13 protein-coding genes are annotated in these 19589 nt (G+C 62.0%); 3 read left to right on the top strand and 10 right to left on the bottom strand.

Annotated features, from left to right (window positions below; genetic code table 11):
• Window positions 1-62: 62 nt before the first annotated feature.
• Window positions 63-2606 (bottom strand): excinuclease ABC subunit UvrA, encoded by a 2544-nt coding sequence (gene uvrA / locus BEN47_RS14890; RefSeq protein WP_239691624.1) that lies wholly within the window; start codon window positions 2604-2606, stop codon window positions 63-65.
• 629 nt (window positions 2607-3235) lie between these two features.
• On the opposite strand from uvrA, the gene BEN47_RS14885 reads away from it, so the two are divergent.
• Window positions 3236-5563, top strand: coding sequence for a T9SS type A sorting domain-containing protein (locus BEN47_RS14885; RefSeq protein WP_083322458.1), 2328 nt, complete (start codon window positions 3236-3238; stop codon window positions 5561-5563).
• 340 nt (window positions 5564-5903) lie between these two features.
• Here the strand turns inward: BEN47_RS14885 and BEN47_RS14880 are convergent, their stop codons facing one another.
• From BEN47_RS14880 to pxpB, 7 genes are all read right to left on the bottom strand, one after another.
• The gene (locus BEN47_RS14880; RefSeq protein ID WP_070729245.1) at window positions 5904-6263 is read right to left on the bottom strand and encodes a hypothetical protein; all 360 of its coding nucleotides are present in this window, start codon (window positions 6261-6263) and stop codon (window positions 5904-5906) included.
• Between the two features lie 6 nt (window positions 6264-6269).
• Window positions 6270-7790: an NCS1 family nucleobase:cation symporter-1 gene (locus tag BEN47_RS14875; RefSeq protein ID WP_070729243.1), complete on the bottom strand. Its 1521-nt coding sequence runs from the start codon at window positions 7788-7790 to the stop codon at window positions 6270-6272.
• Between the two features lie 165 nt (window positions 7791-7955).
• Entirely contained in the window at window positions 7956-9545 is a 1590-nt protein-coding gene (locus tag BEN47_RS14870; RefSeq protein ID WP_070729242.1) for a glycerol-3-phosphate dehydrogenase/oxidase, read from the bottom strand.
• A gap of 140 nt (window positions 9546-9685) precedes the next feature.
• Window positions 9686-10888 (bottom strand): NRAMP family divalent metal transporter, encoded by a 1203-nt coding sequence (locus BEN47_RS14865; RefSeq protein ID WP_070729240.1) that lies wholly within the window; start codon window positions 10886-10888, stop codon window positions 9686-9688.
• Window positions 10885-11667: a LamB/YcsF family protein gene (locus BEN47_RS14860; RefSeq protein ID WP_070729237.1), complete on the bottom strand. Its 783-nt coding sequence runs from the start codon at window positions 11665-11667 to the stop codon at window positions 10885-10887. The genes BEN47_RS14865 and BEN47_RS14860 overlap by 4 nt, the downstream gene beginning before the upstream one ends.
• A 180-nt stretch (window positions 11668-11847) precedes the next feature.
• Window positions 11848-12852 carry a 5-oxoprolinase subunit C family protein gene (locus tag BEN47_RS14855; protein WP_070729236.1) on the bottom strand — a complete coding sequence of 335 codons (1005 nt, stop codon included), beginning with the start codon at window positions 12850-12852 and terminating at the stop codon, window positions 11848-11850.
• Window positions 12842-13588 (bottom strand): 5-oxoprolinase subunit PxpB, encoded by a 747-nt coding sequence (pxpB, locus tag BEN47_RS14850; protein ID WP_239691623.1) that lies wholly within the window; start codon window positions 13586-13588, stop codon window positions 12842-12844. The genes BEN47_RS14855 and pxpB overlap by 11 nt, the downstream gene beginning before the upstream one ends.
• Before the next feature lie 45 nt (window positions 13589-13633).
• Between pxpB and BEN47_RS14845 the strand changes: the two genes are divergently transcribed.
• Window positions 13634-16273 carry a M1 family metallopeptidase gene (locus BEN47_RS14845; RefSeq protein ID WP_083322457.1) on the top strand — a complete coding sequence of 880 codons (2640 nt, stop codon included), beginning with the start codon at window positions 13634-13636 and terminating at the stop codon, window positions 16271-16273.
• Window positions 16274-16878: 605 nt separating this feature from the next.
• Here BEN47_RS14845 and BEN47_RS14840 read toward each other — a convergent pair.
• Window positions 16879-17550, bottom strand: a complete 672-nt coding sequence (locus BEN47_RS14840; RefSeq protein ID WP_070729234.1) for a hypothetical protein — start codon at window positions 17548-17550, stop codon at window positions 16879-16881.
• 798 nt (window positions 17551-18348) lie between these two features.
• Between BEN47_RS14840 and BEN47_RS14835 the strand changes: the two genes are divergently transcribed.
• Window positions 18349-18780 (top strand): hypothetical protein, encoded by a 432-nt coding sequence (locus BEN47_RS14835; RefSeq protein WP_070729232.1) that lies wholly within the window; start codon window positions 18349-18351, stop codon window positions 18778-18780.
• 62 nt (window positions 18781-18842) lie between these two features.
• Here BEN47_RS14835 and BEN47_RS14830 read toward each other — a convergent pair whose 3' ends face one another.
• Window positions 18843-19361 carry a GNAT family N-acetyltransferase gene (locus tag BEN47_RS14830; RefSeq protein ID WP_070729230.1) on the bottom strand — a complete coding sequence of 173 codons (519 nt, stop codon included), beginning with the start codon at window positions 19359-19361 and terminating at the stop codon, window positions 18843-18845.
• Window positions 19362-19589 lie beyond the last annotated feature (228 nt).

The following is a 19589-nucleotide window of genomic DNA, read 5'->3' as shown; positions in this document are numbered from 1 at the left end:
GCTTGCTTTGGCAGGAGGGGGACCACCTAAGCCGGAACTCAACAACAAGGTTTCCATGATTATCAGAGCACTGCAACTGCCTGGGGTTGTAGAAACGCCTGCAGATAAGGCGCGGTACGGCTGCTTTTCGCTGTTGCCACCTTCCGGGGCGGGCCGGCGGCCACCACGCGACCGCCTTCGTCGCCCGCGCCGGGGCCGATGTCAATTACCCAATCGGAGCCGGCTACTACGCGCATGTCGTGCTCTACCACGATGACCGTGTTGCCGGCATCTACCAGGCCGTCGAGCTGGAGCAGAAGCTTTTCCACGTCGGAGGGATGCAGGCCGGTGGTGGGCTCGTCGAGGACGTAGAAGGTGTTGCCGCGGCCGATGCGCTGCAGCTCGGTGGCGAGCTTGATGCGCTGGGCTTCGCCGCCGCTCAGCTCGGTGGCGGGCTGGCCGAGGCGCAGGTAGCCCAGGCCCACTTCGCGCAGCACCGTGAGGGCGCGGTGCACGGGCGGCTCCTCGGCGAAGAACGCCCAGGCGTCGTCCACGGTCAGAGCGAGGACTTCGGCGATGTTCTTTTCGTGATAGGTCACTTCGAGGGTTTTGGCGTTGTAGCGCGCACCGTGGCACACGGGGCAGGGCGCGTACACGCTGGGCAGAAACAGCAGCTCCACCATCACGAAGCCTTCGCCCTGGCAGTTTTCGCAGCGGCCCTTGGCCACGTTGAAGGAGAAGCGGCCGGCATCGTAGCGGCGCTTTTTAGCCTCGGGCGTAGCGGCGAACAGCTTGCGCACGTGGTCGAACAGGCCGGTGTAGGTGGCCATGTTGGAGCGCGGCGTGCGGCCAATGGGCTTCTGGTCGACGCGCACCAGGCGCTTGATGCCTTCCATACCGCCCGTAATATGTCCGCCGAGGGTGACGGGCGCGGGTTGGTCCAGCGCATCGGCTTCCTCTTCGCCCAGCGAAACATCCTGGCCCAGGTGTTCGGCTACCAATTCCACCAACACTTGGCTTACGAGGCTGGATTTACCCGAGCCCGACACGCCCGTGACGGTGGTGAACACCCCCAGCGGAAATTCCACGGAGAGGTTTTCGAGGTTGTTCCGCGTTACGCCGGCCAGCTTCAGCCAGCCAGTGGGCGTGCGCAGGGGCTGGTTGGGCAGCGGCGGTGTCTCGAACAGGAACTGGCGCGTTTGCGAAGCGGCCACGGTTTTCAGCCCCTCGGGCGGGCCGCTGTAGAGGATTTCGCCGCCTTTCTCGCCCGCGGCCGGGCCCACGTCCACCAGCCAGTCGGCCTGGCGGATAACGTCCAAATCGTGCTCTACCACAAACAGGGAATTGCCCGCGCCTTTCAGCCCCGCCAGCGCCGCCAGCAGGGCCTCGGTGTCGGCGGGGTGCAGGCCGGCCGAAGGCTCATCGAGCACATACACTACCCCGAACAGGTTGGAATACAGCTGGGTGGCCAGTCGCAGGCGCTGCAGCTCGCCCGGTGAAAGCGTGGGCGTGCCGCGTTCCAGCGACAGATAGCCCAGGCCCAAATCGAGCAGCACAACGAGGCGGGCGGCCAGGTCTTCGGCAATGCGCCGGGCCACAATGGCCTGCTCGGGGTGCTGCTGGTCGTGGCGCTGCCGGGCGGCCGTGCCTGCCGCAAAGGGCTGTAGCAGCGCCGCCAGCCGCTTGAGCGGCAGCCGCGACATTTCGGCGATGTCCAACCCCGCAAATCTTACCGACAACGATTCTTTCCGTAGTCGCTTGCCCTGGCAGGTGGGGCAGTCGCTGCCCAGCATGTACTGCGCCACCCGCTTCTTCATCAGGGCGCTTTGGGTGGTGGCGAAGGTATGCAGCACGTGCCGTTTCACGCCCGTGAACGTGCCCATATAGTTCGGCGACTCGCGGCGCTTGAGGGCGCGCTGGGTTTCCTGGGGCGAGTAGCCGGGGTACACCGGCACCACGGGCTGCTCGTCGGTGAAGAGTATCCAGTCCCGGTCTTTTTGGGGCAGGTCGCGCCACGGGGTGTCCACGTCGTAGCCCATGGTCACGAGGATGTCGCGTTGGTTCTGGCCGCCCCAGGCCTGGGGCCACGCCGCAATGGCCCGCTCCCGAATGGTAAGCGCAGGGTCGGGCACCATGCTTTGCTCCGTGACTTCATACACGCGGCCCAGGCCGTGGCAGGTAGGGCAGGCCCCCTCGGGCGTGTTGGGCGAAAAAGCTTCGGCGTAGATAATGCTCTGGCCGGCCGGGTAGTCGCCGGCCCGCGAGTACAGCATGCGCAGCAGGTTGGACAGCGTGGTGACCGAGCCCACCGACGAGCGGGTGCTAGGGGCGCCGCGCTGCTGCTGCAAGGCCACGGCCGGCGGCAGCCCATTGATGCTCGTGACTGCGGGCACCGCCATTTGATGAAACAGGCGGCGGGCGTAGGGCGACATCGATTCCAGGTAGCGGCGCTGGGCCTCGGCGTAGAGCGTGCCAAACGCCAGCGATGATTTGCCGGAGCCTGATACGCCGGTGAACACCACCAGCGCATCGCGCGGAATGTCAACGTCGACGTTTTTGAGGTTGTGCTCGCGGGCACCGCGCACGCGCACGAAGCCGGTAAAATCTTCGGGTGTAACAGGAAACAAGGGTAGGAACATAGTGAGTTGAAAGCGCCGGGCTCTGGAGCGCATACATACGTGAGCTGCTTCAGGATGTCTTTTGGCGGCGATGCAAGCGCGGGCAGTGCGGTAGAAGAGGGGTTTCCCTTCGTTCGTTCAACTTGGTAGCGATATCTGAAAGTTGTTGGTCATTAACCTAATCAGGAAAGCAGCTCATCTACGTGCTTTATATGACAGTTTAAATTTTTAATTGTTGTTGAGATAGTAAATATTCAAATTTTTATTAAAATAAGATTGTTTAATAATTCATCTTTCACTATCTTTATATAAATCAAAGAGCAGCCCGTCGCTCGGCTATGGCGCGTGACCTCGTGTACTCCCAGTAATCTGGGTGAATTTTTGGATGCAATTGCCAATAATGGCACCGGCAAGACCGGTTTTAGAACTGTCCTACTGCGTATTTACAACCCTGACCTGACTGCAAGCCAGCTCAATTGTAAGTAGACCCAGACCCCCTGACCCAAACCATTCTGAGTTTTTTCCTGGCCGCCGGCTACGGAACGGGATGCTTTTGTCCTACGATTTCTGGTCTCACGCGACTGTGGTTACCTGCCCAGTGCCCCGGTCTGCTGCTTCAGCAGCCCCCCTCGACGCGAATGAATGGCGAAACTTTTTCATCTAATGTCATGAACACAGTATTTAAAACACCAAACTTCGTCTATGCCCGACTATGTACGCCTGCAGTAGCTTCAACTTCTTTTGCAAGGCGTGCCACAGCTAGTTGGCTACACTTCCTACTGTTTATTCTCACGCTCCTATCAGTTACCGGTCCATCATTAGCTCAGACAAATACAGATAATTGCAACTTTACTACTTATACGCAAGGCGGCTACGGCTCTAATCCCGAAGGGAACAATCCAGGAACAATTGTAGCCCGGCTGTTCCCCTTGGTTTTTCCAGACGGCCTAACAGTTGGAGGCGGCTGCCTCAACGGCAAAACCCTGGTGCTCAAATCCGCCGAGGCCGTGCGCGACTTCCTTCCATCGGGCAGCACTGCCCGGGCTTTAGATGCGGATTACATTGACCCCACCACCTACTCGAACGTGCTAGCCGGCCAAGTGGTCGCACTTACGCTTTCGGTGGGCTTTGATAGGTACGAAGCCAGCTTTGGTGAGTCGAACACGTTGCTGGGAGATGCCATAATTACCCAAAGCGGTCCGTTTCTCGGCATGACGGTTAATGATGTGCTGGCCCTAGCCAACCAAGCACTGGGCGGCTGCCCCACAGTCTATTCCTTCTCGCAGCTGAATGATATTGTCTCGGCAATCAATGAAGCCTATGATGGCAGCCGAACTAGCTCTTTGCTGCGGTGCTGCATTACGCCCATCATAACGCTTGCGAACGTAACATTGACGCAACCAAACTGCTCCAACACCACAGGCTCAGTTGTGCTCAACACCACTGATTTGGGCAACGGTACCTTTGCGGTGAGAGGCCCCAGCCCTTCCACTAACTTAGTTACCAACCTCACCAGTCTTGCCCCCGGTACATACAGCATTATCTTCACTAGTGCTGCCAATTGCGTCTCAGCCCCCTACACAGTAACCGTGACCGAGCCCGCCGACGAGCTCGTGGCCTCGGCCGTGGCCAGCCCGGTGCTCTGCAAGGGCGGCAGCACGGGCAGCATCGACCTGACGGCGAGCGGGGGCGTGGCCCCCTACACCTACGCCTGGAGCGACGGCTCGGCCACCACGCAAGACCGCTCGGGCCTGGCCATGGGCACCTACACGGTGACCGTGACCGATAAGAACGGCTGCACCGCGACGGCCTCGGCAACCGTGACCGAGCCCAATGCTATAGTTAGTGTAAGCGGTACGGGCACCGACCCGACCTGCGCAAACCTATCGGGTGGTTCAATTACCGGGACGATTACTGGCGGTACCTCGACCTATCTGGTTAGCATCAACGGATTTGTTTCCTCCATGCCCAGTACAGGCAGCTATTCCTTTCCTAACCTTTCAGGCGGAAGCTATACAGTGCAAGTGCGCGATGCCAACTACAGTACAATTAGTGGCAGTGGTTGCACAGCTAGCAGCGAGGTTATACTCGTTGCCCCGACATGCGTTGTTTACGTAGGCTGCACCTTGGGCTACTGGAAAAACCACACCGACCGCTGGTCTGGGTGCCGGATTCCAAATGAGACTCCAACTACAGCGGATGACCTTCCCATGTATACCACAGGTACTTTGTATGGAACTGTATTTGGGAACGGTAGTGTAGAAGAAGACAAGGCACTGACGAACAACGATGGCATCCCCTATTCCATTGAGAAACTTACGTTACTGCAAGTTCTTAACCTAGGCGGCGGGAAGGAAGCAAATCTGGCTCGGCAATCAGTAGCCGCGTTGTTAAACATCTGCCATCCAGATGTTACCTACTCCATTTTTGAGGGTGATATAGCCGGATTCATTACCGCAGTAAATGGTGCCTTTCTATCGAGAGGCACTATCCCTGGCGGGACTATTCCGACTACTCCGGGTGGGTATGCCTCTTACCTGGATGGTTTGAACAACATGAACTGCCCATTAGGCGGAACGCCCGCTACCACTGCCGCTACCACTGCCGCTACCACTGCCGCTACCACTGCCGCTACCACTGCCGCTACCACTGCCGCTAACGCTACCACTGCCACCGCCACCATCCTTGACAGTGCACCCGTAGCCGAGCCGGCAATGAACATCTATCCGAATCCCTTCTCGCATCAGGCTTGGGTTGATTTCACGCTCAGTAAGTCGGAAGGCTACAGCTTGCAGGTACTGGATATGAACGGCAGAATCGTGATGCGCGTGGCCACGGGTGTTGCAGAAGCTGGTAGCCCCAACCGTTTCCAGCTTTCCAGCAGCGAGATGGCCGAAGGCATCTACCTGGTGCGTCTGATTACCGATAGCTCGATTCAGACGAAGCGCTTGATTGTGAAAAGATAATCTCAATCATTAAGCGCTAAAAAGACCGGCAACTGCAACGTTGCCGGTCTTTTTTATGGCCGTTGTTCCAGGTTGTGTTCTGCCTTCCAATGGCCGGCCGCAGGCTACGGCCGGCATCGACTGCTGCCCGGCCATGAAGCTGGGTTTGCCGCGTCGGGGGGGAAGGAGGGCATTTTGCTGATGAGTTAGGAAGAGGCCGGCCAATAGTGGAGTATCCTTGCTCCGCTCCTACGAAGTGGCGAGCTGGCAACGATGCATCCGTGCGCGCTGGTGGGACTGGTGCCACGGCTGCTTCCTGCGACGCGAACAGCGGGCCTTCCGGCTGCGCGGAATAGCGGCGTCAGTGTTGCGCAGCCAGTAGCGCCACTACGGCGGCGGGGTCTTCTACTTCGATGATGAGCTGCTGGTATTCTTCGTCGTGCAGGTCGATAATCACGGTTTGGTCGGGGTCGACCATGTCAATGAAAGCCGGTTTCAGACCGGGTGTGCCGTCGAGGTAGAAGGTGCCGGCTTTGAGGCCCCACGGCACGGCGGTGCCCAGGGCGCGCCAGCCTTTCAGGTTCCGCGCCGCTTCCGGGTCCTGCCGCACCCCGGCAATGTGGCTGCGCGGAATGGTGAGCGAGCTTTTGAACGCCCACAGCTTGTGCAGGCCCTGCACCGTGAATAGCACATCGTCGCCCTGGTGAGTTACTTCAACCATAAAAATTTACTGAACGAGTGAGTGAGAAGCGGTAGCCACCGTCACGGGCGTAGGCGCCGCCGGTTGTTCCGCGCGCTGACCGCGCATGAGCAGCAAATAAACACCACCCGAAACCAGGAAACCCACAAACCACGCGTAGTTGTACACCGCCACCAGGCCGGACCACACCGTGCCTTTGTCGAGCACGCCAATGGCGGTGAGGAAGCCCGGCACGTTGGGCAGAATGCCCACCACCAGCGCCACGAGGGCCGCTATGTTGAAGCCGTTGCGGTAGGCGTAGCGGCCGTGGTACTGGTAGAGGTCGGGCACGTCGAGGTGCTGCTGGCGGATGAGGTAGTAGTCGGCAATCATGATGCCACCGATGGGGCCGAGCAGCCCCGAATAGCCCACCAGCCAGGTGAAAATATAGCCCGAGGGGTCGGCAATGAGCTTCCAGGGGAAGATGAGTACGCCGAGCACGCCGGTGATGTAGCCGCCCATCTTAAAGCTGATGCGGGTGGGCGAGAAGTTGGCGAAGTCGTTGGCCGGGCTCACGATGTTGGCCGCGATGTTGGTGGCCAGCGTGCTCAGGGCCACGGCCAGCATGGCCACGCTCACCAGCAGCTTGCTCTCGAACTTAGCCGCCAGCACCACCGGGTCCCAGATGGTTTTGCCGTAGATGACGAACGTGGCCGAGGTCACGACCACGCCCACGAAGGAAAACAAAGTCATCGACGTGGGCAGCCCGATGGCCTGGCCCATCTGCTGGGCGCGCTGGCTGGTGGCGTAGCGCGTGAAGTCCGGAATGTTGAGCGAGAGCGTGGCCCAAAACCCTACCATGCCCGTGAGCGAGGGAAAGAAAAACGCCCAGAACGCCGCGCTGGTCGTGAACTTGCTCGGTTGCGCCAGAATAGGCCCCAGCCCATTGCCCGCCGATATAGCCCACCACAGCAGCGCCAGTGCCGCCACCGGCAGAAAAAACGCCTTGAACACCAGCAGCTTGCGAATGCTGTCCACGCCCAGATACACCACGTACATATTCAGCAGCCAGAACAGCAGGAACACCAGCGCCGGCCCCGTGGCCAGCTCCCAGCTGGCCGGGAACACGGCCGGCAGCGTGGCCAGCCCCGGCCACCACAACACCGCCATCTGGTACAGCGCATAGCCGCCAATCCAGGTTTGGATGCCGAACCAGCCGCAGGCGATGATGGCCCGGAGCAGGGCCGGCACGTTGGCCCCGCGCACGCCAAAGCTGGCCCGCGCAAACACCGGAAACGGAATGCCATACTGCGCGCCTGCCCGGCCATTGAGCAGCATGGGCACCAGCACAATGCTGTTGCCCAGAAAGATGGTGAGCAGGGCCTGCCACCAGTTCATGCCGCCCTCAATGAGCGAACTGGCCAGCATGTAAGTCGGAATGCACAGGCTCATGCTAATCCAGAGGGCGGCGTAGTTGCCGGTGCCCCAGGTGCGCTCGGCCGGCAGGGTAGGAGCGAGGTCGGGGCTGGTGAGGCCGGGCGCGTAGGCTGCAGAAGCGTGAGGATTCATGGCAGTTGTATCAAAGTCGAAATAATCAGAACGTCATGCTGAGCGCAGCCGAAGCATCTCTCCCTCAATACTAATCTAATTGACTGAATATACTTGCGCGGTGGAGATGCTTCGGCAAACGGATGCCAGATGAGCATGACGTTCTCTAATTGCGATACTGGTTGTTCAGCCCAGTGTGTACCCGCGCGCCAGCTCGCCAAATACGGCCACTTGCTGCGTCTGCCACTCCTCATCAAAGCCCAGCTCCTGGGCCAGCAGCGCGGCTACGGTGGGCGCCACGCGCAGGGCCGCCGCCGCGTCCAGAAACAGCAGCCGCACGCGCCGGGCCAATACGTCTTCAACGGTGCGGGCCAGCTCAAACCGGGCGGCCCATACTACTTCGGCGTGCCGGAAGGGCAGCTGCGCATCCAGCTTGGTGGCCAGGGCGGGGTTTGCGGCCACGAGCTGCTGCAGCCGGGGTTGGTCATCGCCGTACAGGGCCAGATGGTCGTGCGTGCCGGGCGTGGCCACTGTTTTTCCAGCGCCGTGAATGGGCAGATTAGCCGTCTGGCTGGCTGCGGGTGGCAGCTGACCCAGCGCAATGGCCTTGTCGATGGTGTCCTCGCCCATGCGGCGATAAGTCGTCCACTTGCCGCCCGTGATGGTGATGAGGCCGCTGCGCGAGGCCAAAATCTTATGGCTGCGCGAAATTTCCTTCGTTTTGGTGCTGCCGCTGGGGGATGCGGCCAGCGGGCGCAGGCCCACGAAGATGCTCCGCACATCGGCACGGGTGGGGAGCGTGGTGAGGTAGCGGGCCGCGGTGCGCAGCAGAAAGTCAATTTCGGCCTCCTGAGCCCGCGGTTCCAGGCTGGCGGTGGGCACGGGCGTATCGGTGGTGCCCAGCACCACGCGGCCCTGCCACGGCACGGCAAACAGCACCCGCCCGTCCTCGGTGCTGGGAATCATAAGGGCCGCATCGCCGGGCAAAAACGAGCGGTCGAGCACCACGTGCACGCCCTGGCTGGGCTGCACCAGGGGCCGCGCGCCGGGCTCGTCGAGCCGCCGCACCTCGTCCACGAAAACGCCGGTGGCGTTCACTACGGCTTTGCCGCGAAGCTCGTAGGCGAGGCCGGTTTCCAGGTTGGTGGCGCGCACGCCCTGCAGGCGGCCGCTGGCATCCTTCAGCAGCCCCTGCACGGCGCAGTAGTTGAGGGCCGTGCCGCCGTGGTCGATGCAGGTTTGGGCCAGGTTCACAGCCAGGCGGGCGTCGTCGAACTGGCCATCCTGGTAGCGCACGCCGCCGCGTAAGCCTTCCGGGCGCAGGCCGGGCAGCTGCTGCAGGGTTTCGGCTTTGCTCAGGTGCACCGATGTGCCCAGGCTCAGGCGCCCGGCCAGCAGGTCGTACAGCTTCAGGCCGATGGTGTAGAATGGGCCGCCCCACCAGCTGTAGTTGGGGATGATGAAGGCCATGTTGTGGCACAGGTGCGGGGCGTTTTGCAGCAGCAGGCCGCGCTCGTGCAGCGCTTCACGCACCAGCCCTACATCGCCCTGCGCCAGGTAGCGCACGCCGCCGTGCACCAGCTTGGTGCTGCGGCTGCTGGTACCTTTGGCAAAGTCGGCCTGCTCCAGTAGCAGCGTCTTGTAGCCCCGGCTGAGGCCATCCAGCGCCACGCCCAGCCCCGTGGCCCCCCCGCCGATGACGATGAGGTCCCAGACGGGCACCGCGGTGAGCTGCTGCACCAGGATTTCGCGACGGTAGGGGTTAGGGGTTGTCATGGAGTGCAATATGGCGCGGCTGGCGGGACCTCACCCCCAGCCCCTCTCCTGCGGAGAGGGGAGCCTGACGATTTCATGCGTCTTTTTCATGCTGCGCCGCCGTGGCTCCCCTCTCCGCGGGAGAGGGGCGGGGGGTGAGGTTATCGCAGCAACCCACCCACCTGCTCCACCAGCAGCGGCACACTCAGCCCACCCATCACCACCACTACCACCCAGCCGGCGGCCAGCATCCAGCGGGGGTGTCGGTAGCCGCGCATGAGGCGCGGATTGGTGGCGGCTATCAGCACGATGGCCAGCGCGATGGGCAATATCAGGCCGTTGATGAAACCGGCAAAAACCAGCAGCTGGGTCGGCTTGCCCACCAGCACAAAAATGGCCGTAGACAGCACGATGAAGACCGAAATGCACAGCCGCTCGTAGCGCGCAAACACGGGGTGGAAGGTCTTGAAAAACGACACCGACGTGTAGGCCGCGCCCACCACCGAGGAGATGGCCGCGCTCCACAAAATCACCCCAAAAATGCGGAAGCCCACCTCGCCCGCGGCCGACCGAAACACGCTGGCCGCCGGGTTGTCCTTGTCCAGCACCGCGCCCTGGCTGAGCACGCCCACAATGGCCAGAAACAGCACAAACCGCATGATGGTGGAAATAACGATGCCGCTGATGGCACTGCGCGTGACCACCCCCTGCTGGTCCGGGCCCTTGATGCCGGCATCGAGCAGCCGGTGCGCGCCCGAAAACGTGATATAGCCCCCCACCGTGCCGCCCACAATGGTGACGATGGACGCCGCGCTAATCTGCACCGGCAGCAGCGTGTGGTGCAGCGCCTGCAGCACAGGCGGGTGCGCGCTGAAGGCAATGATGAGCGTGAGTAAAATCTTGACCGTGCCCAGAATCTTGGTGAAGCCGTCGAGCATCTTCCCTATTTCGCGCACCCAGAACAGCACCAGCGCCACCCCGCAGCTAATGAGGGCGCCCTGCTCAAACGACATGCCCGTGAGCACATTAAGACCCAGCCCGCAGCCCGCAATATTGCCGATGTTGAAGGCGAAACCGCCCAGAATTACCATCGCGGCCAGGAAGTACCCCAGGCCCGGCAGCAGCCCGTTGGCCAGGTCCTGGGCGCGCAATTCGCTCACCGTGAGTATGCGCCAGGTATTGAGCTGGGCACCCACATCGAGCACCACCGACACCAGAATTACGAAGCCAAAGCTGGTGAGCAGCTGCTGGGTAAACACCGTGGTTTGAGTGAGAAACCCCGGGCCAATCGACGAATTGGCCATCAAAAACGCCGCCCCGAGGCTGGCCCCGCCAAACCAGCGGGCTTTCGGTAGCGGCCTCATGCGGTGGCGGCCGAATGGCCGGCTTGCAGCGTCACGCCCGCCTGGCGCAGGGCGGCAGCAACGCGCCGGGCAAACTCCAGGGCGTGGGCGCCGTCGCCGTGAATGCAAATGGTATCGGCCCGAATGGCCACCTCGTGGCCCTGTTGGGCGCGTACTTTGCCTTCCTGCACCATGCGCAGCACCTGGGCAATGGCCGCCTCGGCATTGGCAATGAGGGCGTCGGGCTGGCGGCGCGGGGTGAGGGTGCCATCTGCCTGATAGGTGCGGTCGGCAAAAACTTCGTGCGCGGTTGCCAGCCCCAGCTTCTCGCCGGCTCTGGTCAGCTCGCTGCCGGCCAGGCCGTAGAGCATGAGCTCGGGCTGCACCTTGTACACGGCCTCGGCAATGGCTTCGGCCAAAGCAGCGTTGGTGGCGGCCATGTTGTAGAGCGCGCCGTGGGGCTTGAGGTGGTGGAGCTGGCCGCCTTCGGCCTTCACCACGGCCGCCAGTGCACCGAGCTGGTACACCGTCATGTCAAACGCTTCTTCGGCTGAAATATCCAGGTTACGCCGCCCGAAACCGACCAAATCCGGCAGGCCGGGGTGCGCCCCAATGGCCACGCCGTGGCGCAGGGCGGCGCGCACGGTGCGTTTCATCACGGCCGGGTCGCCGGCATGGAAACCGCAGGCAATGTTGGCCGAGGTCACGAAGGGCAGAATGGCCGCGTCGTGGCCCATGTGCCAGGCGCCGAAGCTCTCGCCCATGTCGCAGTTTAAATCAACGGTAAGGGGTGCAGGCATACAGGATAGGAGGGTGGTGTAAGAGTAAGAACGTCATGCTGAGCTTGCCGAAGCATCTCTACCGCAGTAGTAAATGGATTAGTTGCGCGGTAGAGATGCTTCGGCGAGCTCAGCATGACGTTCTGGTGTTGTGGGCATCTATTGATGACTCGGACAATCTTCTGGCCAGCTGTACTGGCCTCATGTCAACACTTTTAACGCAATGCCGCGCCGCAGCGCCCGCAGCTGCTCTTCCTGCGCAAGGTACAGCGCCTGCGCTTCGGCCAGAGACACTTCGACAAACCGAAAGGCCTGCCCCGGCGCCAGCTGCGCCAGCACCGAAAAATCTGCCGAAATCACCTGAGCAATGCGGGGGTAGCCGCCGGTGGTCTGGTGGTCGGCCAGCAGCACAATGGCTTGCCCGCCGGCCGGCACTTGCACCGTGCCAAATGCCACGGCGGTAGAAAGTAGTTCAGCCGTGGTTTCACGTTCCAACAACGGGCCTTGCAGCCGGAAGCCCATGCGGTCCGCCTCGGTGGTTACCGTGAAAGGCTGTTGCCAAAATGCCTGCTGGCTCCTGGAAGAAAAAGTAGCGAACTCCGGCCCGCGAATGGTCCGGACGATGGGGTGCCGCGCCGACTTCGGGCGCAGTTCGGGGCCGGGAGCCCAGCGGGCTTGCGCCCAGCCCGCTGCGGCTCCCTCGGCCAGCTGCTGCCCAAGCTGCTGCCCAACCGTGCCGGGGTTGCCCACGGGCAGCGCATCGCCGACCTGCAGGGCCCGGCCGTGCAGCCCGCCAAAGCCGGCCCGCAGGTACGTAGACCGGCTGCCCAGCACCGGCGCAGTTGCCAGGCCACCCGCAACCGCCAGGTAAGCCCGGCTGCCGGCCACGGGCGCCCCAAAGGCCAGCTCCACGCCCGCCACCACCCAGGTAGCCCGATGCAGGCGCACCGGCTGGCCGTTGAGCGTGGGCGAAAGGTTGGCGCCTGTGAGGGCAATCAGGTGGTCAGCTTCGAAGCAGATTTTAGGCCCCAGCAAAGTGATTTCGAGGCCGGCGGCTTCTTCAGCGTTGCCTACCAGCAGGTTGCCCACACGCAGGGCCGTGGCGTCCATGGCGCCGCTCACAATGATGCCGTCTTTCTGGTAGCCGTGCCGGCCGAGGTCCTGCACGGTGGTGAGCAGGCCGGGCCGCAGAATATTAAGACTCATGCTGCTGGAGCCGCTGAAATTCCGCTGCGCTGATGGGCACGAAGCGCAGGTGCTGGCCGGCCTGAAGCCGGCTGGGCGGGGCCCAGGCCGGGTTGAAGAGCCGCAGCGGCGTGCGGCCGATGAGCTGCCAGCCGCCCGGCGTCGGCAGGGAATAAATACCCGTTTGCGGGCCTGCTATGCCCACCGCGCCGGCTGGCACCAGCGGACGCGGCTGCTCTTTGCGGGGCGTGGCCAGCTGCGCATCCAGCCCGCCCAGGTACGGGAAGCCGGGGGCAAAGCCAATCATGTGCACAAGGTAGTCGGGGGCGCTATGCCGGGCAATTACTTCGGCGGGAACGAGCTTGGTGTGGCGGGCCACAAAATCCAAATCAGGGCCGAACGCTCCGCCGTAGCACACCGGGATTTCCACTGCGGCGGTTTCGGTAGCGGCTTCGGCTACTGCAGTGGTGGCCAGCAGCGCGCGCAGCTGGCTGGCTACCCGGTCGTAGGGTGCGTAGCGGCCGTTTTCGCCGGCCAGCCAGGGGTCGTAGTACACGGTGAGGGTGGTGAAGGCGGGCACCATCTCGCGCAGGCCCACGCAGGGCAGCCGCACCAGCCGGGCACGGAACGCCGCAATAGCCGCGTGCGTGGCCGCGCTGATGCCGCCGCCGAATTCGAGCACGATGGCGGCGTCGCCCAACGGAAACAGTCGCACGTTGGGGGCCGGTGCGGCCAGCGGCTCAGGGACAGTGCTCACGGGCTTGCGGTTACATTTGGAGTTCTTAGCACCGACTCGCTCTTGATGAATTTTAGCTTCCGTAAATATGGCAGGGCCGGCGCGTTTCTGCTGGCCGTGCTGGCCACTGCCTGCCAGCGCCAGCCCCTGTCCCGCGCCACTGCGCCACCCGCCGCCGCCGTTTTGGAAGCCGCTCCGCTCCCTGTCACCACCGGTGTTTCCGAAGCCCTGGCCATTGCGCGCAAAAAGAACATCAGCCGCGTGGCCTACGACCTCAACCTGACCGTTCCGGCCCAGAAAACCGCAGCCATTGCCGTAGTGGAATCAGTGTCGTTCTACCTGCGCGACAGCCAGCAGCCAGTACAGCTCGATTTCAAAGCGCCCACCGCCAACTTGCAAAGTCTCACCGTGAACGGCCAGACCGTGGCCATCAACCACCGCAACGAGCACCTCGTGCTGCCCGCCGCTGCCCTGAAGCTGGGCCGCAACGTGGCCGAAATTCGCCTCACCGCCGGCGAGCAGTCGCTCAACCGCAACGCCGACTACCTCTACACCCTGCTGGTGCCCGACCGAGCCCGCACCGTTTTCCCGGTCTTCGACCAGCCCGATTTGAAAGCCACGTTCACTCTGGCTCTCACCGTGCCCCAGGGGTGGCAGGCCATGGCTAATGCCCCACTGCGCGACTCAGCAAGCAGCGGGGGTGCCACGCGGTACGCCTTCGCTACGTCGGATAGCATCAGCACCTACCTGTTTTCGTTCGCGGCGGGCAGGTTCACCCGCCTCACGCGGCAGCTGAACGGCCGCACCATGGCCCTGCTGCACCGCGAAACGGATTCTACCAAGCTGCGCCTGAGCCTGGGGCCCATCTTCCAGCTGCACGCCGATGCGCTGCAGTTTATGGAGCAATACACCGGCCTGCCGTACCCGTTTCAGAAGTTTGATTTCGTCTCGATTCCCGACTTCCAGTACGGCGGCATGGAGCACGTGGGGGCCATCGACTACAAGGCCTCGACGCTGTTTCTGGACGAGGGCGCCACGCAGGACCAAATCCTGGCCCGCTCCAGCCTGGTATCGCACGAAACGGCCCACATGTGGTTCGGCGACCTCGTGACCATGCAGTGGTTCAACGACGTGTGGATGAAGGAGGTGTTCGCCAACTTCATGGCCGATAAAGTGACGCAGGTAGCCGTTAAAAACTCGAACTACGACCTCAAATTCGTCATCGACCACTACCCCGCGGCCTACGGCATCGACCGCACCACCGGGGCCAATCCCATTCGGCAGCCGCTCGCCAATCTGCAGGATGCGGGCTCGCTCTACGGCAACATCATCTACCACAAAGCGCCCATTATGATGCGGCAGCTCGAGCGGCTGATGGGGCCATCGGCCTTCCAGCAGGGCCTGCAGGAATACCTGCGGAAGTACGCCGGCGGCAACGCCACCTGGCCCAACCTCATCGATATTCTGGATGCCCGCACCCCCGCCGACCTGCAGGCCTGGAACCAGGTGTGGGTGAACCAGCCCGGCCGCCCGGTCTTCACCTCCAACCTCCAAACGGCGGCCGGCAAAATCACTCAACTCAGCCTCACCCAGCGGGCCGAAGACGGTTCCGAGCGCCTCTGGCCCCAGCTGTTTGAGGTGCTGCTGGTGTACCCCGGCGGCCGCACCAAACAGCTGACCGTGAACATGACCGAGCGCACCGTAGCGCTGCCGCAGGCCGTGGGCCAGCCGGCGCCCAGCTTCGTGCTCTTCAACTCCACCGGCCTGGGCTACGGCGTGTTTCCGGTGGCCGGGCAGCTCCCTACGCAGCTCGCGGGTTTGAAGAACCCGGTGGCCCGCGCCGCGGCCTACGTCAACCTCTACGAGAACATGCTCAACGGCCAGGTCATCAAGCCGCAGGAGCTGCTCTCGGTGTACCGCCAGGCCCTCACCCGCGAGCCCGAAGAGCTGAACCTGAAGCTGCTGACCGGCCAGGCCAGCAGCATTTTCTGGCAATTCATCAGCCCGGCGCAGCGCGTGGCCGTAGCGCCCGCGCTGGAGAAAGACCTGTGGGCCGCCCTGCAGAAAAATCCATCGGCCAACTCCCGGAAGCTGCTCTTCAAAACCTATCAGTCCATCGCCCTCACGCCGCCCGCGCAGGCCCGCCTCTTCCAAATCTGGCAATCGGAAAAAGCCCCCGCCGGCGTGAAGCTGACCGAAGACGACTACACCGCCCTGGCCCTGGCGCTGGCCGTGCGCGACTTTGCCGCCGGACAGGGCGCTACGCCGCAGCCCATCCTGCCGCAACAGCTCGCCCGCATCAAAAACGTGGACCGCCGCCGCCGCCTGGAATTCCTGATGCCCGCCCTGGCCCCCGATGCCGCCACCCGCGACGCCTTCTTCGCCTCGCTGGCCGACGACAAAAACCGCGACAAAGAAGCTTGGGTTACGGCCGCGCTGGGCTACTTGCACCACCCGCTGCGCCAGGCTACTTCGGAAAAATACCTGCCCGCCAGCCTGGAACTGCTGGAAGAAATCCAGCTCACGGGCGACATCTTCTTCCCGTATTCTTGGCTGCAGGCTTCGCTGGGCTCCTACCAAACCGCCAGCGCCGCCAGTGTCGTGCGCGCCTTCCTGCAAGCCCACCCCGACTACAACCCCAAGCTGCGCGCCAAGCTCCTGCAAGCTTCGGATGACCTTTTCCGGGCTGAGAAGCTGGTGCGGTGAACTGCCTTTCCCCTTTGCCCTGGCGCGAGTTTAGCGCAGCGTAACTCGTGCCGATTATTCGGGAGAGGCTGTGCCTTCCATAGGACAACATTCCAGAATGACCAATGCGTTATGGTTTCGCTTTGCCGCTGGCGCGGCAGGTAGATACAACCTCCCCCTCATGCTCCGGCACGGGTTACGCTCCGCTTAAACTCGCGCCAGGGTAAAGGGGAAAGGCAGTTCACGAAACTCATCTCCATCGGACATTTCGTAAACTTTGATTGGTAGACGGGTTTCTTAAACTCGACCGACGTCGCCGACGCTGGTTCGTAAGCTATATGGAGCCGGCCGGCTGTTTATTTTAGTCGTTTAGGAAAAAGAGGGTTTCGCCCAGGCAGTAGCACCAGGCTATCTGGCGCTAAACCACGGTTTGCAGCGCCGATTTCGGCCCCGACCCGGCTGCTCCAGCCCCGGCCTCGGCCACGAAGGTGCGCACTTGCAGGGCCAGCGTGCGCGAGTCGTTGGTGATGGCGGGGTGAAAGTGGAGGAGGGGTAGAATTTCGGGACGTGCAAAACCCTGGCAACGGGTGTTGCCGGGGCTTTGCGGGGATTGGTGAGCGGGTAGACTAGAAGGTAATGCGCACGTCCAAGGTGTCGAGGGGCGGCACTAGGGTGTTTTTATCGTACTGGGTGCTTTTACCCTGCCGGTCCCTGACAAACCAAGTGGTTCTGGTGTTGGTGCCGCCGATGACCCGCTCAATAATCACGGTGTCGCGGGGCTGATAAATATTAATTCCCAACCCGCTCCCGTGTCCGGTTATATAAAGGGAATGGACTGAATTAGGCGGCTTGGGCAGCTCGTTCACTATCACATAGCGCACCCAGGCAAAGGCAAAGACGGGAACCCGTAAATCGTTGTTGGCCCGACCACCATCAATACTTACTTCTGTATTACCGAAATAGTAGGGGTCTAGGCGGCCCCTGAGCCCGTAGTTGATATTCCTTTGGGCCTCGAAAGTGAAGGTGAATCGTCCTTGTGCATCCGCCAAATGCGGGTCGCCCTTTGCGTTTAAACCCCCACCGTTCACGATGTTGATTCGGCCATTGGGATTGGAAGCTAATAGTTGCACCTTGCCATAAGGCACCGGCTTACCAGTGTAGAATTCTACCACTTGTCCGGACACTTTCGTTGGGCCACTTTCTTTTTCGCAGCCGCTTACCACGATTCCTAGCATGGCGCAGCGAAGCCCCCAACAAAACGTTCTGACTGTCTGCGAAGATAAGATGTGAGCAATCATGGCAGGGTTGAAAGGTGACAAGCGAAAGGAGACCACCCACGGGCTGGCGCGTTTGGCGCTGCATCACTTGGCCCTCGACTTTCGTCGGGCCCGTGGTCGGGTCGTCGCCCCTGCACGCCGCTAGCAGCAGGCAAACAACTAAGCAGACAAGCCCGCGATAGGCGGGCAGAGCGGACGGGCAAGGGGTTATAGCAAGGGTAAAATCCGCTTCACGGATGAGTTGGTCAAACCTACCGCCCCCGGAAGCAGAAACCAACGTCATATGTACGAATAGCAGACATTCGTTCGTGGCCTTTAGGATAATAACCCATTATTAATTAGCAGTATATGTGCCAAAAAAGGGATATTATAAATCCCTTATATCCCCTGCTGCGACTGGCCAGAATGTCCGGCTTCCGCGTTGGCCTCTTCCCAAACGGGCGTGGAGGCGGACCCCACCAAGGGAGTTTGTGGACTAGGCCGCTTGCCCAACCAGATTAGCGAGAGTCTTGGAGTTTACAAAAACGGTAGTCAAGCTACGCCTAAACGCCCGCAATCCACCTATCAAATTTCCCGCACGTACTGCTGCACCACCGGCAGCAACAGCGGCAAAGCTCCTTCCACGTACGCCCGCTCGGCGGCGGTATAGTGGCGGGGGTGGCCGAAGACGCAGGGTTGCAAAATATCTCACACCCGCGCGCCTGCCGCAACGGGAGCCGTGTGCCAGCGCCCCGGCGGGCGCACGCAACCATTGGGCTGAGGCAGCGGTCAACGCTTTGGAAACCGCCTGGATTTGGCTGCGGCATTAATCTCCTTTTTATGAAATCCCTTCTGATTATCACGGCCTTCCTGGGGTGCCTCACCGGGTGCCAGAAAGACGATTCCGCAGCTCCCCGTATCGATGCGCCCTTCGACAAGCAGGTGGCGCTGCGCCAGCAGCAAAGTGGCGCCTTTCCCAGCCAGCGGGCGCCGGAGCTTACCATCACGTTCGATAAAATCAGCGACAGCCGCTGCCCCGAAGACGTTACCTGCGGCTGGGGCGGCGAGGTCGAAACGACGCTCACGGTGCGCGATGAGAACGGTGCCGTGCAGGCAATCGCGCTGAAGCTGCCCGGCCGCGACTCGGCCACGGTGCAGGCCAACGGCCGCCGGTACCTGGTGGTGCTCCACGCCGTGACGCCCTATCCGAAGTTTCGCCCCTCAGCCCCTCCGCAGCCCACAAAAGCCGTGCTCAGCGTGAAGCGCCAGTAAGGAAAGGGTAGGCCTTAGTTACTTGTCACCGCGCTTTTAGTGGCCTCAATCCAGCAGTGGCCTCAATCCAGCGGCTTTTCCAGCACCAGCAGCGTAAGGGGCTGCCGAGGGATGCCGTAGCGTGGGTCGGTGGGGAAGGATTCGGTGGCGCCGGTGAGGCGGTAGCCCAGCCGCTCGTAGAACGCAATGAGCTCAGGCCGCACCGAAATAACGGTCATCTTGCTCGTGGTGCAGCCGTGCTGTCGGCCGTAGTCTTCGGCGGCTCGAATCAGGAATTTGCCCACGCCCTGGCCCTGGCCGGTGGGCGCCACGGCCAGCATGCCCAAGTACATTTTGTTGCCGTTGGGGTGGGCGTAAAAGCTGCCGCGCAGCTCGTCGTTTTCGCCAAGACACAGAAGCATGGCGGCGGCGGGCACGGCCAGCATCTCGCGCATTCCGGCCTCGTCGATGCGCTGGCCATCGAGCAGGTGGGCTTCGGTGGTCCAGCCCTGGCGGGAGGCGTCGCCGCGGTAGGCGCTGTTCACCAGGGCGGTGAGGCGCGGGGCGTCGGCGGGGGTGGCAGTAGTGAGGTGGAAGTTCATATGTAAAATTGTTCAGGTAGGTCCGTCATGCTGAGCGCAGCCGAAGCATCTCTATTGCGATGCTAATCAGTTCAACGAAGCGGTAGAGATGCTTCGGCTGCGCTCAGCATGATGGCCTTTTTATTATTTACTTTTCAAGCACGCTAGTTAAAGCTATGCCCTTTAGGGCAAGACTTTAGTTGCTACTCCCTTTCGGTAGCTTTGCCAGATGCAGCAGGCCCGCACTGG

Origin of the sequence: Hymenobacter lapidarius (assembly GCF_001816145.1) — a bacterium.
Lineage (GTDB): Bacteria > Bacteroidota > Bacteroidia > Cytophagales > Hymenobacteraceae > Hymenobacter > Hymenobacter lapidarius.
The sequence above is the reverse complement of the archived record's forward strand: the minus strand, read 5'-3'. Positions and strand labels throughout refer to the sequence as shown.

Bases quoted from the DNA above. Each gene is read 5' to 3' on its own strand.
- BEN47_RS14835 (WP_070729232.1), top strand. From the start codon at position 18,349: ATGAAATCCCTTCTGATTATCACGGCCTTCCTGGGGTGCCTCACCGGG.
- BEN47_RS14860 (WP_070729237.1), bottom strand. From the start codon at position 11,667: ATGCCTGCACCCCTTACCGTTGATTTAAACTGCGACATGGGCGAGAGC.
- BEN47_RS14875 (WP_070729243.1), bottom strand. From the start codon at position 7,790: ATGAATCCTCACGCTTCTGCAGCCTACGCGCCCGGCCTCACCAGCCCC.
- BEN47_RS14870 (WP_070729242.1), bottom strand. From the start codon at position 9,545: ATGACAACCCCTAACCCCTACCGTCGCGAAATCCTGGTGCAGCAGCTC.
- BEN47_RS14830 (WP_070729230.1), bottom strand. From the start codon at position 19,361: ATGAACTTCCACCTCACTACTGCCACCCCCGCCGACGCCCCGCGCCTC.
- BEN47_RS14885 (WP_083322458.1), top strand. From the start codon at position 3,236: ATGAATGGCGAAACTTTTTCATCTAATGTCATGAACACAGTATTTAAA.
- BEN47_RS14845 (WP_083322457.1), top strand. From the start codon at position 13,634: ATGAATTTTAGCTTCCGTAAATATGGCAGGGCCGGCGCGTTTCTGCTG.
- BEN47_RS14855 (WP_070729236.1), bottom strand. From the start codon at position 12,852: ATGAGTCTTAATATTCTGCGGCCCGGCCTGCTCACCACCGTGCAGGAC.
- BEN47_RS14840 (WP_070729234.1), bottom strand. From the start codon at position 17,550: ATGATTGCTCACATCTTATCTTCGCAGACAGTCAGAACGTTTTGTTGG.
- BEN47_RS14880 (WP_070729245.1), bottom strand. From the start codon at position 6,263: ATGGTTGAAGTAACTCACCAGGGCGACGATGTGCTATTCACGGTGCAG.
- BEN47_RS14865 (WP_070729240.1), bottom strand. From the start codon at position 10,888: ATGAGGCCGCTACCGAAAGCCCGCTGGTTTGGCGGGGCCAGCCTCGGG.